Consider the following 13,493-nt stretch of genomic DNA (forward strand, 5'->3'; position numbering starts at 1 on the left):
TCCAATGTAAAGAAAGGATTGGGGCCAAAAGGTTTAACTGACGCAGCGTATCAGGCGCTTTACAACAAATCCTTCAGCCTCTTCAAACAGCAGTCAGCTACAAAAAAGGTCAGGTCCCTGATGGCTCCTGACCTTATTCCAAGCTATTGCCACAAATAGCACAGTCATTCATGACCCTAACACTTCTCATATGCCGCATTTTGCTTCTAACACTCATAAATGTCCGCTACACGCACCACCTGACGTAATGTCCACACATTATACCTGTAAGATGTGCCTGTACGCAGCAGTTGCGCGTTGTTCCTGTACATTTGCTTGCCCACTGCTCTTTACACCAGCTTTAAACCAGCTTTTTGCGAATGTAGCCGGACAGGAGGTCAATTAATGTAATCATGACAACGATGCCCAGCAAAATAATGCCGACGCGCGGCCAATTGCGAGCGCTTAGTGCAAAAATCAAGGGCGTGCCGATGCCGCCGGCGCCGATAACGCCAAGAATCGTTGCGGAGCGGACATTGATTTCAAATCGGTACAGCGTATTTGACAGAAACCCCGGCATAACCTGTGGAAGCACGGCGAACCACATCTGCTGCAGCCGGGTAGCCCCGCATGCCAGCAGCGCCTCCGACGGACCTGGATCAATATTTTCCACCTCGTCAGCATACAGCTTGCCCAACATGCCGATGGAATGCAGTCCCAGTGCCAGCACCCCCGCAAAAGAGGTTGGCCCCACTGCCTTAATAAACATTAACGCCATAATGATTTCCGGGAACGTACGAATAACGCTAAGCATCATCCTGCCCGAACCGCTTAACCAGCGGAAGCGGCTCATATTGCGCGAAGCCCAAAACGCAAACGGAATACAAAGCACAGCGGAAATGACCGTGCCAAGCACCGATATGGCAAGCGTGTCAAGCAAGCCGCGCAGCAAATCCTCGCCTTCAGGCAAATAAACATAGTTCCAGTCCGGTGAAAAAATACCCGCCGCTATCGCCTTCGTTACCTGACCCGCAGTTTCCTTCAGACCGTCCATGGGTACGCCGGATAATGCCCAGATATAAACAAAAGCCAGCGCAACTATAATAACTAGACGAAACGGACTTTTGAGCGGTTTAGGCCGGACTACTCCGGCTTCTGTTTTCATCATAGCAATTTCTCCCGCAGCTTGGTGCTGGCATAATCAATCAGCAGCACAATTACAAGCGTCATCAGAATAATGGCGCTGGTCTTGTCATATTCAAGAAATCCCAGCGTCGCTTCATAATAAAGGCCGATTCCGCCCGCTCCAACGAGGCCTAGAACAGCGGCGGCACGCACATTGATTTCAAAAGCATACAAAACAAACGAGGTAAACTGCGCTGCGAGCTGAGGCACGACACCAAAAACAATAAGCTGAATCCGGTTCATGCCGACCGCCGTCATAGCCTCCAGCGGCCCCCGGTCAATTGTCTCCAAGGCTTCATACGTCAGTTTAGCAATCAGTCCCAGAGAAAACACCGCCAGAGCAAAAATGCCGGGAACTGGTCCCAGTCCAAAAATGGCAACAAATATAGCAGCAAGCAGCAAATCCGGCAGCGTTCGGATCAAATTAAGCAGGAACCTCGCAGGATAATACACCCAAATATTAGGGGTAAGATTGCCAGCGCAAAAAATGGCGACAGGAATGGCGCCTATCGCGCCAATAGTTGTGCCAAGAAGAGCCATTCGGATCGTTTCCAGCATGCCCGGCAGAATGTTGTCCATATAGCTCCAGCGGGGAGGAACCATCTCCCGCAGCAATTTCATCATTTCGGGGATTCCCTCCAGCAATTCGCCAAAGCTGGCCTCCGTCTGCTTCGCGCTGGCAATAAGCAGCAGCAATACGAGAGCAGCCGTCAAAACATGCTTGATGCGTCCCGGCGGCTTGGGGTGAATTGAGACGGCAGCACTTTGCGGAACGCCCATTTGCGTTTTCATGCCGTAATCCCCTTCTGCCCGGCCGGCGCGTTTCCTTTGTCCAACAGCTCATCCTCCTGGATCGGACGACCGTAAATGGCGGCAAAACGTTCATTCGTCGCATCCGACACCGGTCCGTCGAATACAACTTCTCCCGCCCGCAATCCAATAATTCTCGTTGCATATTCACGAGCCAAATCGATAAAATGCAAATTGACTATCGTCGTAATGCCCAATTCCTGATTGATGCGCTTCAAATCGTCCATGACCTGCTTAGTCGTCAGCGGGTCCAGCGAAGCGACGGGTTCATCGGCAAGAATGATTTTGGCCTCCTGAGCCAACACGCGGGCAATCGCTACGCGCTGCTGCTGACCCCCGGACAGCTGATCCGCTCTTATATAGGCTTTATCCGCGATGCCAACCCGCTCCAGCGCGCCAAAGGCCAAATCCACATCAGCCGCCGGAAAGCGCCCTAGTATGCTGCGCAGCGTGGAATGATAGCCGACTCGTCCGGCAAGCACATTGCGAAGCACAGTTGATCGTTTCACAAGGTTGAAGCTTTGAAAAATCATGCCAATATCCCTCCGAATCATCCGCAGCGCTTTGCCATGGGACTTCGTGATGGATTTGCCGTTAATGATGATGTCGCCTTCTGTAATATCGTGGAGCCGGTTGATGGAACGCAGCAGCGTCGACTTGCCCGCCCCCGACAGCCCAACAACGGCTATAAATTCCCCCTGCCCGATCGTCAGGTTAATCTTATTCAGTCCCTTGGTTCCGTTGGGATATTCCTTGGATACCTGGCGCAGCTCAATCATTATGACATGCCTTCTTTCTTGAAAATGTTTCATTCCAACGCGCAAAAGACCGGACAGCGCAAGAAACGCTGGTCCGGCCTGTTCGCTGCTTACTACTCTGTTTTCACTTTTTCGTTATACTGGCGCACAATTTCAAAATTGCTGTCTTTGGATTCAACATAACCCTCATGTGTATAAATTTCCTTGATGATGGCATGGCCTTCTTCGTCTTTGCCGATATCAATGAAAGCTTTTTTGATTTTGTCCACCCATTCCGCGCTCATGTCGGAGCGTACGGAAATGGTGTCATTAGGAATGGGCTCGGTGAAGGCCAGGATGCGGGTTTCTTCAAATACAGTGGGATAATCCTTGGTCACGATGTTGCGGGCATCCTGAAAAATAGCGGCCGCATCTACATCGCCGTTCAGCACAGCCAATACGCCTTGGTCATGCCCCTTGACGGTAATCGGCTGAACATCCTTCAGCGGGTCGATGCCGTTATCCAGCAGCAAGCCGGCAGGCCATACATAACCGGCAGAGGAGGTTACGTTTTGGTAGGCGATTTTGGCCCCTTTCAAATCTGCTACGGACCCAATCGGAGAATCCTTTTTCACAATGAACAAAGCTTTGTAGAAGTCCACCAGATTTTCGGTTGGAGCTCCAGTGACGTCATCCACGCCGAAACGCTGCGCCTGCAGAATGACTTCAGCCGCTCCTTTTTCTTTAGCAATGACATAACCAGTCGGGGGCAGGAAGCCCACATCTACCTTTTTGGAAGCCATAGCTTCAATAATGGTATTAAAATCTGTCGATACGCTAACCTTTACCGGGATGCCGAGTCGATCGCCAAGCAGCTTTTCCAGCGGCTTTGCCTTGGCTTCCAGCGTTTCTGCATTTTGGGAAGGCACAAACTGCACGGTCAATTCAGTTGGCGAATAGCCCTCGGAAGCAGCTTCCGTATGCGCAGGCGTTGATGTGTCAGCGCCGGGGCTGGGCGAACCCCCATTGGCGCCATTGCTGGAGGTTTTGTTGCCGGCTCCGCAAGCCGTCAGCAGCAAAACCAGAAATAAAACAGAGATCAATAAAGCAGACTTCTTCAAGTGAACACCCTCCAAAACGAATCTTGTATTTTTGTGCACTTGTCCACTATAAGCAAGGTATATTTGGTAAACATCAATTTCATTTCGTATTTTTGTAAAATTTGAGGAAGGGCTGTAAACCGCCGCTTCATCTGCTAGAATAGCCTCATTATCATTCAGCTCGACATAGAAACGAGCCATACAGGGAGAGAACGCTGTGGCAACAAACCCGATAAACCCGACGAACTCATCAAAGAGAGCCGGCTCCAGAGCCAGTACGGCGGTCTGCGACATTATAATGACCAGCGACATTCATGGCGCCATTCGCCCCATCGATTACCATACAAACGCCCCTCGCCGGGAGGGGCTTGCCATGCTGTCATCGCTCATTGCCCGCGAGCGCGAAAGGGCTCCCGAGCTGTTGCTTATCGACAACGGCGATCTTTTGCAGGGTTCGCCGCTGGCATCCTACGCCGCCGCTTTTACCGGTCAGCAGGAGGTTCATCCCTTCATCAGCGTTTTGAATGAGCTTCGCTACGATGCAGCCGTTATCGGCAACCATGAATTCAATTACGGCCTTCCATTGCTGCGCAAGGCGGCGCTGGACTCCCGTTTTCCCTGGCTGTCCGCCAACATCGTTGCCGCAAAAGAGCAGCCGCTGGCTGGCGAGCAGACGTTATCCGTTGATCCATTGCCAAGAGTCGAGCATGCGAACAAACCAAAGGAAGATGATGCAGAGAGTACACGTTCCTCTGTTCTTCCTATGCCTGCCAAGGGCTTGTCCCCCGCTTTTGGGCCGCCTTATCTGATCAAAACGTTATCCTCCGGCGTAAAAGTAGCCTTGCTTGGCGTCACAACCCATTACATTCCCAATTGGGAGCTGCCCGGCCATATAGAGGGTCTGACGTTTCTGGACGCTCTGGAGACAGTGCGGAGCTGGGTTGCATATATTCGCAAGCATGAGCAGCCGGACGTGCTGGCGGTCAGCTACCATGGCGGCTTTGAACGCGATCTACAAAGCGGCGAGCCGACAGAGCGATTGACCGGCGAAAATCAAGGGTACGCCATGTGTACGGAAATCGAAGGCATCGATGTGTTGTTGACCGGACACCAGCATCGCCGGCTGACGGGTGAAATAAACGGAGTAACCATTGTCCAGCCGGGTGTCTCGGGGGCGTCGTGCGGCCGCATATCCATTCAGCTGGAGAAGTGCGAGGGCGAGAGGTGGCGCATTGTAAAAAAAGAAGCCCGGCTTTTGGACGCCAGCTCGGAAGGCAATAGCCCGGATAACACGGTATTGGAGTTGACGGAGGAGTCCGAAGCGGCTGCCCAGGCTTGGCTTGACCAGCCCATCGGCGTGCTGGAAGGCGATTTGTCGGTTGATGACCCCTTGTCGCTTCGGCTTAAGGAGCATCCCTTTATGGCTTTTGTCCATCAGGTGCAGATGGAGGCTACGGGCGCTGAATTATCAAACGCGGCTTTTTTAAGCGAGCAAGGCGGCGGTTTTTCGGGAAGCATCACCATACGGGATATTTCGTCCAACTTTATATATCCCAATACGTTAGCTGTTCTCAGGCTGAGCGGGAGGGACATCAAGGAGGCGCTGGAGCAAAGTGCTCGTTATTTTACGCTGAACGATGCGGGGGATATTGAGGTTCATCCGGATTATCTTCGGCCCAAGCCGCAGCATTACAATTACGATATGTGGGGCGGCATTCATTATGAATTAAACATTGCCAAACCTCCAGGCTCGCGAGTGGCAAAGCTGGAGCGCGACGGGGAGCCGCTGGATATGAACAGAAGCTACTCCGTTGTTATGAACAACTATCGGGCTTCCGGCGGAGGGGATTATACGATGTATGTCGGCAAGCCGGTTTTGCATGAAGGAGCGGACGACATGGCCGCTCTGGTGGAACGATATATCCGCAAGCATCAGCCGCTGGCTGTTCCGAAGGCAGGGAATTGGCGGGTGACAGCCTCGCGTGACTGACCATCGCCTGTTAGGAAGAGACATTTCGATTTTGTTGCCGTAACCAAATACCGAAATCCAGCGGCAAAAGGTAAAGCGCCGGCGCCGAGCTGACTGGCCGCTGGAGTAAAAAACGGACGGCTGCCATCAGACGGCGCAGAGTCAAGGCGGATGCTTGCCTCAAATCAATCGAATGATCTGAATAACATTGTCCCCTTGCGTTACCTCGATTACATGATGTTTGTTGTTATAGGAAACGGCTCCTTGCCCGACTTCAATCACCGGATGTTCTCCCAAACCGAAAAACACATCGTCCGCCAATGCTTCCATGACTTCGCTTCTTTCTTCCTCGCCCAGCGCCTCCCACTCATCCTTTTCCATTTCGAAAAATGTGAAATTTTCTCCTATTTTCCCCACCGCGGCAGTCAATTCCGCTAGAATATCGCTGTATTCTCTGGCATGGCGCACTCCCATTTTGTTCACAACTCCTTATTTTTACGGAACGAATTCCGTTTACTCTAATTTCAGAATACCCTTTTGACGATATAAATAGAAGTAGACAAACGCAAACGCCTGTCGCCTGTCACCGGCGACACAGAAAAATGCAGAAATACATACTGGACGGGGTGTAGGATGAAGAACTCAACAATTATTGGTCTCGTGTTAGGTCTTATCGGAATATTCGGCGGGATGGTGGTCAAGGGAGCAAAGCTTTCCGCTCTATTGAATCCCGCCGCCTATATGATTATTATTTTGGGGACTATGGCTGCCGTTATGGTTGCTTTTCCAATGTCCGAGCTAAAAAAAGTCGGTTCTTTGTTTAAAATCGTTTTTTCTACCCCCCAGCTGCCCGAACGCGAACAGCTCATTCAGCGCTTTATGGAATGGGCATCCATTACGCGCCGCGAGGGCTTGCTGGCATTGGAAGCAAAGGTCGATGAAATTGAAGATGATTTCCTCCGCAACGGCATGCGTATGATTATTGACGGAAATGACCAGGACCTCGTGCGTGACGTATTGCTGGAGGATATCGCTGCCACAGAGGAGCGCCATAAAGCCGGCGCCTTGATCTTTACACAGGCAGGCACCTATGCCCCTACGCTCGGGGTTCTCGGCGCGGTGGTTGGTCTCATTGCCGCATTGGCGGATATGAGCGAGATGGAAAAGCTGGCTCACGCTATCGCTGGCGCGTTTATCGCGACGCTGCTAGGTATATTTACAGGATATGTATTATGGCATCCCTTTGCCAACAAACTCAAACGTATTTCCAAGCAGGAAATTCAGATCAAGCTGATGATGCTGGAGGGCTTGTTGTCCATTCAGTCCGGCGTTTCCACCATTGCGATTAACCAAAAGCTGTCTGTCTTCCTGACCCCTACGGAGCGGAAACAAATGAGGGAGAAGGAGGAAGGGGCCGTTGAGCAAAAAGCACAAGCATGATGACCACGAAGAACATGTAGACGAATCCTGGCTGATTCCCTATGCGGACTTAATGACCCTGTTGCTCGCGCTATTTATCGTGCTTTATGCCATGAATACCGTCGATATCAAAAAGTTCGAGCAAATGTCGCAGGCTTTTAAAATCGCCTTAAACGACGGCGGCGGCATTCTGAACATGCCTTCCGTCACGCAGGACGGCGATGACACCAGCAAGAAAAAGAAGGATAACGAAAATCAGGACAGTCAAGAGCAACAAGAGCAGAAAAACCAGGAAAACAAGCAAAATGAAGAAGATAAAATGTCCGAAAACGAGCTTCAGGAGCTGATAAAGCGAGAGGAAGCGGAATTTGAGGATTTAAAGAAAAAAATTGATGCGTATATCGAAAAAAACGGCTTGGTATCCGATTTGGAAACCCATATGAATTTATCGCAGCTGGTTATTACCATCAGCGACAAAGCGCTGTTTTCTCCAGCTCAAGCCAATTTAAAGCCTGAGGCAAGAGAACTGGCCGTGGCCATCGCCACAATGCTTGAGGAATATCCCGACTATGATGTTGTGGTTGCCGGGCATACGGATGATACGCCAATCAACAACAGCCAGTTCCGCTCGAACTGGGATCTAAGCACCATACGGGCCGTCCGGTTTCTGGACGTCATGTTGGAGAACAAAAATATTGATCCGCAGCGCTTTAGTGCGATCGGTTATGGCGAATATCATCCCGTAGCGGAAAATGATACCGTCGAAAACAAGGCAAAAAACCGCCGCGTCGAGGTTTCCATTCTCCATACGTACATCGATAGCCGCAATGTACAAACCTTAAAGGCTTCGAAATAGGCCAAGGCTTGACCGGAATTTAGTCACAACAACAGAGAGCCGGCGGCAATCTCCCTGAACAGGGAGTTGCCGCCGGCTCTCTGTTTTGTACTATATCTATCTTGGGTTGTAATGAAGCAGGTCGAACAGCTCCAGACGTTCGTCCTCCGTCAAATCGCGCCACTTGCCGCGCGGCAGGTCTCCCAGCATAATGTTCATAATGCGAATCCGCTTCAAATGCCGGACATGGTAACCAAACGCTTCGCACATGCGGCGAATTTGACGGTTTTTACCCTCGGTCAGCACTATACGAAACATCCGCTCCCCGATTCGGGTCACCTTGCAAGGCAATGTCATGCTGCCCAAAATACGAACTCCGCTGCCCATGCCCTTCAGGAATGAATCGGTCACTGGCCGGTCTACCGTCACGATGTATTCTTTTTCGTGTTTGCCTTCAGAGCGCAAGATCGGATTAACCACGTCACCGTCATTCGTCATCAGAATAAGGCCCTCGGAATCCTTATCCAGTCTCCCAATAGGGAAAATACGCTCCTTGTGTCCAACAAAATCAACAATATTGCCTTTAATATGTAGCTCGGTTGTGCTGGTTATGCCAACCGGCTTGTTTAGTGCAATATAGACCGGGCGCTTGCGTTCTCCGATGCGGCGGCCGTTTACCCTCACATCGTCGCCGGGCTCAGCCTGGCTGCCCAGTTCGGCTATAATCCCGTTAATGGTTACTTTGCGGCCTTCAATCAGCTTGTCCGCTTCGCGTCTTGAGCAAAAGCCCGTTTCACTAATAAACTTATTAATTCTCACAGCTGCTTCACCCCGTTCAAGCGTATCCTACACCAGGAAAGGAATTTGTGCAACAATCCCTTTTACCCGGCCACCGCATCCCTTAAGGCAGGCAGCGTTACTTTTACGGAGGTGCCGATATTTACCTGGCTCTGGATATCCATCGTGCCCTGGTGGCTATTAATGATACGTTGGCTCACCATAATGCCAAGACCTGTTCCCGTTTCCTTGGCGGTGAAAAAGGGATCGCCGATTTTGGAGATCATATCCTCCGGTATCCCGATACCCTCATCGGTAATGCTGATCGCTACGCTTCCGCCCTTTCGCTGAACGGAAATATGGACTACCCCGCCGCCGGGCATAGCCTCGATTGCGTTTTTGAGTAAATTGATAAACACCTGCTTTAGCTGATTTTCCTCGCAGGAGATGGAGCAGTCCTCCTCTGTAAACACTTGGCGAAAAACGATATTATGCAGATGCGCTTCGCTGTCCAGAAAAACCAGCACATCCTGCAGCACGTTCCTGACATCCTTCGCTACAAACTTCGTTGCCTGGGGCTTGGCCAAAATCAGAAATTCCCCCACAATCAGATTAATCCGGTCAAGCTCCGAGAGCATCAGCTTTACATGAGATTGATTGAGACTGCCGCTCTGCTGCTGCAATTGCAGAAACCCCCGCAGCGTTGTGAGCGGGTTTCGTATTTCATGCGCCACGCCTGCCGCCAGCTGGCCAACCGTGGTCAGCTTCTCCGAACGGCGAAGCAGCTCCTCCATCCGATTGCGAGTTCGCATGTCCCGGCAAATGCTTGCAAATCCTGTAATTCTCCCGTCGGTCTCCCGTATCGGGGATAAGGTAACGCTGACCGGGATCATCTCTCCCCCCAGTGTCTCGCGAACCGTTTCGTGGGCGGGCAGTTTTTTTCCTTTTTTCAATTGCTCAAGCATATGGCGAATTTCCTTGATTTTGGACTCCGGAATGGTAGGATGTACCGTACCTAACACAACGGATTGCTCGTAACCGAATAGCTGCTCGAATGCACGGTTCACCTGAATCACCTTCCCGTCCACATCCATCAGATGAATGGCATCGTTGGAATTGTTGATAAAGGATTCCAGATACTCCTTCATATTGCGATTTTCCTCAAATGCACGCCGCAGCTTGTTCATATAAATGCTCAAATTCTGAGACATGGCATTGATTTTGAGCGCAAGCAATCCGAATTCATCCTTTCCCCGAATCTGAATCGGCTTTTGAAAGCGGACAGACGACACTTCATTCACCTTCCACAAAATATCCTTTAACGGCCGCATCATAACGCCAACGAGCCAATATACCAGGACAATAGCCGCGATCATAAAAAAAACGGAGTACAGCAAGGTGTAGTCGCGCTTTACCGATACAATGGATTTGATGATGGACTGGTCGTACACAATGGCAATGTCATAGGAGGACCCGTCATTGGGTTCGTAAAGGGTCATGTAAAGCCGCTTATCGTCATCCTTCGCTTCCATCAGGCGAAAGGGATGGCTGGAATCGGCTTGCGGAATGCGCCCAACGTTGATAGCATTTAAATGACGGCTTTCACTTCCGTATCGCAGCTGTCCCGTTTCCCGGTCATATACCGAAACCGCCACTATGGCTGGATGAAACTTCTGAAGTATCGCAATCATTTTTTCCGGATGTTCGGAACCCGCAGGTTGATCGTCAGCTCCCGGCTTCTCATATTCGGCTATACTATCCATTAACTGCACGGAAATGCTCTTCATGGATTCAAGCAGTATATTTCGAACTCCCTGAACCATGGAGTATTCGCTCAAAAGATGGTAGAGCAATAAGACGGAAACCAGCATGAGAGTAATAACGATTGACAGTTTCGACTTTATCGACAATGAACGACACATCCTTTTGCCAAGATGATTCAATAGTTGCATATCTCCTAACCTATGCACAGTCTATTAACATCATCAACAGGGGTTATACACAACAGTGGATTTTTTGTGGATGGATATGTGGATAACTTCCGCGTTATCCACAGAATTATCCACCGCCTGTTAACATCGGAACTTTTGTTCGTTGTACAAACCTTGATTTTGAAGTGAATGGAGCCTAGATGTCATGAGAAGAGAACAAGAAGATCAAGATTGGATGCTGGAAGCAATCGCGGAAGCGCGCAAGGCCGAAGCCATCGGTGAGGTGCCAATCGGAGCTGTCATTGTTCGTGATGGACAAATTATCGGCAGAGGCCATAACTTACGAGAAACGACCCATGACCCTACAGCCCATGCGGAAATGGTAGCCATCCGGCAGGCTTGCGAGGCCATTGGCGCCTGGCGTCTGCTCGACTGCACTTTATATGTCACGCTGGAGCCTTGTCCCATGTGTGCGGGCGCAATCGTTCAATCGCGCGTCAAGCGAGTGGTGTATGGAACAACGGATCCCAAGGCCGGCTGCGCCGGAACGCTTATGAACCTGCTGCAAGAGCCCCGTTTCAACCACGAAACGGAGCTCACAAGCGACGTCCTGCAGTCTCAGTGCGCGATGCTGCTCACTCAATTTTTTCGACGGCTAAGGAATCGATAATTTATTTTATTGTTTGCTTTCGGTTTTGCCTGGCAATTGGATTTCGCTGCGTTGAATATGCTGCAGGGCAACAATCAACTGATCAGCCTCCTCACTGATAGCGAGCACGGCAGGGTCCGTCAGACTGCCTCTCGCCTCGGCGATTTCGTGAAGCTTGTGCCTAAGCGATTGCAGCTGTGCAAGTAAGTAGTTTTTATCCATGTTCGCTTAAAGGCACGCTCCTTATCTCGTCGTGGTGTGGAATAGTACCATTATACTCTTTGCGCCAAAAAGTTTTTGTAAAAATCTGTCGACAACCTCCACCAAATTTCAGGCATTTTTCGACAAAATAAGGATATTGTCGATTTTTATAGGACTATTGGCCCTGAAGACTCCTTGTCCCTCGTCATGTATGACGGCGCGCAATTGTAATATAAGAAGACATGAAGTAAAATGACTTCATGATGCTGTATGGGGCAGAATCGCCCATCCGTCAAGCATCTGTCTTTATACAAGCCTTATTAAATAACAAAACAATTAGATGAAGGATTCTGCAACGGACCTTCTTTCGCATTGCATTCAGAATAAATATGAAGGGGCTGATGGCATGCTGCTGAGTTCCTTATTTAAGGATATTCCTTATACGCTGCTGGCAGGCAGTATCGACATTCCCGTTACGGGCATTGCTTTCGACTCGCGCGAAGTTGAGCCGGGCAGCCTGTTTATTGCCATTGCCGGCTTTACGGTTGACGGCCACGATTTCACCGCCAAAGCCGTTGAGCTTGGCGCTGCGGCTATCCTTGTTGAGCGCGATGTAACGGTGGAAGGCCCCGTTACCGTATTAAAGGTCGAGGATACTCGCGCAGCTATGGCCCGCCTCGCGGCAGCCTTCTACGGCAATCCCTCGGATCAGCTACAGGTTATTGGCGTAACGGGCACAAACGGAAAAACCTCCTCGGCCTATTTTATTAAATCGATTCTGGAGGAATCCGGGCAGACGATGGGCGTTATCGGCACCATCGGAGCTTTGGCCGGCGGACGGGCGCTGGCGACTCGTTCAACGACGCCGACAACTCCGGAATCGCTGCATCTGCAGCATATGTTCGCGGACATGAAGGAGTCGGGAGTAACCTCCTGCGTGATGGAAGTGTCCTCTCACGCTCTCAGTCTGCATCGTGCTGCAGCCACCAATTTCCGCATTGGCGTCTTTACCAACCTGACTCCTGATCATCTGGAGCTTCACCGCACGATGGAGGACTATTTTGAAGCAAAGGCCATGTTATTCGACATGACCACGGAAGCAAACGTCATCAATCTGGACGATGAATATGGGGTCAAGCTCGCTGAGCGCCTGAAGGACAGGGAAGCCCGGCTGGTCACCTATGGCATCGAGGCGACGGCTGAGGTTTACGCCACGGATATCCGGCTGGAGGCCGATCATACCTTTTATATCGCCCATACGCCTGAAGGCAGCATTGATATCAGCGTCAAGCTGCCTGGGCTGATCTACGTTTACAACAGTCTTGCCGCTGTAGCCTGCGCCTATGCGGCTGGCATTCACCCTAGCCATATCGCCAAAGGCATCCGCGCCGTCTCCAGCATTAAAGGACGGCTGGAGGTCGTCTACCAGGACGAAGACCGTAAGGTCGTTGTCGATTTTGCGCATACCGAGGATGGATTGGAAAAAGCGCTCACGACTTTAAAGCCGTTTACGAAAGGACGGCTGATTCTGGTATTCGGCGTTTATGCAGCGCCCGGAGAGCTGGGCAGTCCCAAACGGAGCGCGATGGGCAAAGTAGCAGCGCAATACGCCGACCTTAGCATTGTCACCTCCGATAATCCGAAAAATCAGGATCCCGATGCCATCATAGCGGAGGTATCCGCAGTTGTAGCTGCCGAAGGCGGTCAATATATCGGCATCGTGGACCGCAAGGAAGCCATTCGCCATGCCATCGACATCAGCCGCAAGGACGATGTCATTCTGATTGCCGGCAAAGGGCATGAAACAACCCAGGTGATTGGGAAGACCGAAATTCCGTTTAATGAAGCGGAGATTGTGCAGGAGTGGATCAGCGGCAAGGCTTGATGCGCCGCCCCTCCCG

13 protein-coding genes are annotated in these 13,493 nt (G+C 50.9%); 5 read left to right on the forward strand and 8 right to left on the reverse strand.

Annotated features, from left to right (window positions below):
• Positions 1 to 340 precede the first annotated feature (340 nt).
• The 4 genes from phnE (A7K91_RS20420) to phnD form a co-directional block, all read right to left on the reverse strand.
• Positions 341 to 1,147 carry a phosphonate ABC transporter, permease protein PhnE gene (gene phnE / locus A7K91_RS20420; protein WP_068686171.1) on the reverse strand — a complete coding sequence of 269 codons (807 nt, stop codon included), beginning with the start codon at positions 1,145 to 1,147 and terminating at the stop codon, positions 341 to 343.
• The gene (gene phnE, locus A7K91_RS20425) at positions 1,144 to 1,944 is read right to left on the reverse strand and encodes a phosphonate ABC transporter, permease protein PhnE (protein WP_068686260.1); all 801 of its coding nucleotides are present in this window, start codon (positions 1,942 to 1,944) and stop codon (positions 1,144 to 1,146) included. Before phnE (A7K91_RS20425) ends, phnE (A7K91_RS20420) begins: the two co-directional genes overlap by 4 nt.
• A gap of 8 nt (positions 1,945 to 1,952) precedes the next feature.
• Complete coding sequence (phnC, locus tag A7K91_RS20430) at positions 1,953 to 2,753, reverse strand: phosphonate ABC transporter ATP-binding protein (protein WP_068686173.1); 801 nt, start codon at positions 2,751 to 2,753, stop codon at positions 1,953 to 1,955.
• 92 nt (positions 2,754 to 2,845) lie between these two features.
• Positions 2,846 to 3,832 carry a phosphate/phosphite/phosphonate ABC transporter substrate-binding protein gene (gene phnD / locus A7K91_RS20435; protein WP_068686261.1) on the reverse strand — a complete coding sequence of 329 codons (987 nt, stop codon included), beginning with the start codon at positions 3,830 to 3,832 and terminating at the stop codon, positions 2,846 to 2,848.
• 277 nt (positions 3,833 to 4,109) lie between these two features.
• Between phnD and A7K91_RS20440 the strand changes: the two genes are divergently transcribed.
• Positions 4,110 to 5,801 carry a bifunctional metallophosphatase/5'-nucleotidase gene (locus A7K91_RS20440; protein ID WP_082967620.1) on the forward strand — a complete coding sequence of 564 codons (1,692 nt, stop codon included), beginning with the start codon at positions 4,110 to 4,112 and terminating at the stop codon, positions 5,799 to 5,801.
• A gap of 159 nt (positions 5,802 to 5,960) precedes the next feature.
• Here the strand turns inward: A7K91_RS20440 and A7K91_RS20445 are convergent, their stop codons facing one another.
• The gene (locus A7K91_RS20445) at positions 5,961 to 6,254 is read right to left on the reverse strand and encodes a hypothetical protein (protein WP_068686177.1); all 294 of its coding nucleotides are present in this window, start codon (positions 6,252 to 6,254) and stop codon (positions 5,961 to 5,963) included.
• A gap of 159 nt (positions 6,255 to 6,413) precedes the next feature.
• On the opposite strand from A7K91_RS20445, the gene motA reads away from it, so the two are divergent.
• Together motA and A7K91_RS20455 are read left to right on the forward strand one after the other, a co-directional pair.
• Positions 6,414 to 7,220 carry a flagellar motor stator protein MotA gene (gene motA / locus A7K91_RS20450; protein WP_068686179.1) on the forward strand — a complete coding sequence of 269 codons (807 nt, stop codon included), beginning with the start codon at positions 6,414 to 6,416 and terminating at the stop codon, positions 7,218 to 7,220.
• Positions 7,198 to 8,055 (forward strand): flagellar motor protein MotB, encoded by an 858-nt coding sequence (locus A7K91_RS20455; protein ID WP_068686181.1) that lies wholly within the window; start codon positions 7,198 to 7,200, stop codon positions 8,053 to 8,055. Before motA ends, A7K91_RS20455 begins: the two co-directional genes overlap by 23 nt.
• 96 nt (positions 8,056 to 8,151) lie before the next feature.
• Here the strand turns inward: A7K91_RS20455 and rluF are convergent, their stop codons facing one another.
• Both rluF and A7K91_RS20465 read right to left on the reverse strand, forming a co-directional pair.
• On the reverse strand, positions 8,152 to 8,853 hold the full coding sequence (rluF, locus tag A7K91_RS20460; RefSeq protein ID WP_068686183.1) for a 23S rRNA pseudouridine(2604) synthase RluF: 702 nt from the start codon (positions 8,851 to 8,853) through the stop codon (positions 8,152 to 8,154).
• 62 nt (positions 8,854 to 8,915) lie between these two features.
• The gene (locus A7K91_RS20465) at positions 8,916 to 10,721 is read right to left on the reverse strand and encodes a sensor histidine kinase (RefSeq protein WP_068686185.1); all 1,806 of its coding nucleotides are present in this window, start codon (positions 10,719 to 10,721) and stop codon (positions 8,916 to 8,918) included.
• Between the two features lie 226 nt (positions 10,722 to 10,947).
• On the opposite strand from A7K91_RS20465, the gene tadA reads away from it, so the two are divergent.
• Positions 10,948 to 11,412, forward strand: a complete 465-nt coding sequence (gene tadA / locus A7K91_RS20470; protein ID WP_068686187.1) for a tRNA adenosine(34) deaminase TadA — start codon at positions 10,948 to 10,950, stop codon at positions 11,410 to 11,412.
• 6 nt (positions 11,413 to 11,418) lie between these two features.
• On the opposite strand, the gene A7K91_RS20475 is transcribed toward tadA, so the two are convergent.
• Entirely contained in the window at positions 11,419 to 11,613 is a 195-nt protein-coding gene (locus tag A7K91_RS20475) for an aspartyl-phosphate phosphatase Spo0E family protein (RefSeq protein WP_068686189.1), read from the reverse strand.
• A gap of 385 nt (positions 11,614 to 11,998) precedes the next feature.
• On the opposite strand from A7K91_RS20475, the gene A7K91_RS20480 reads away from it, so the two are divergent.
• Positions 11,999 to 13,477, forward strand: a complete 1,479-nt coding sequence (locus A7K91_RS20480) for a UDP-N-acetylmuramoyl-L-alanyl-D-glutamate--2,6-diaminopimelate ligase (RefSeq protein WP_068686191.1) — start codon at positions 11,999 to 12,001, stop codon at positions 13,475 to 13,477.
• Positions 13,478 to 13,493: the final 16 nt, after the last annotated feature.

Origin of the sequence: Paenibacillus oryzae (assembly GCF_001675045.1) — a bacterium.
Classification (GTDB): domain Bacteria; phylum Bacillota; class Bacilli; order Paenibacillales; family Paenibacillaceae; genus Pristimantibacillus; species Pristimantibacillus oryzae.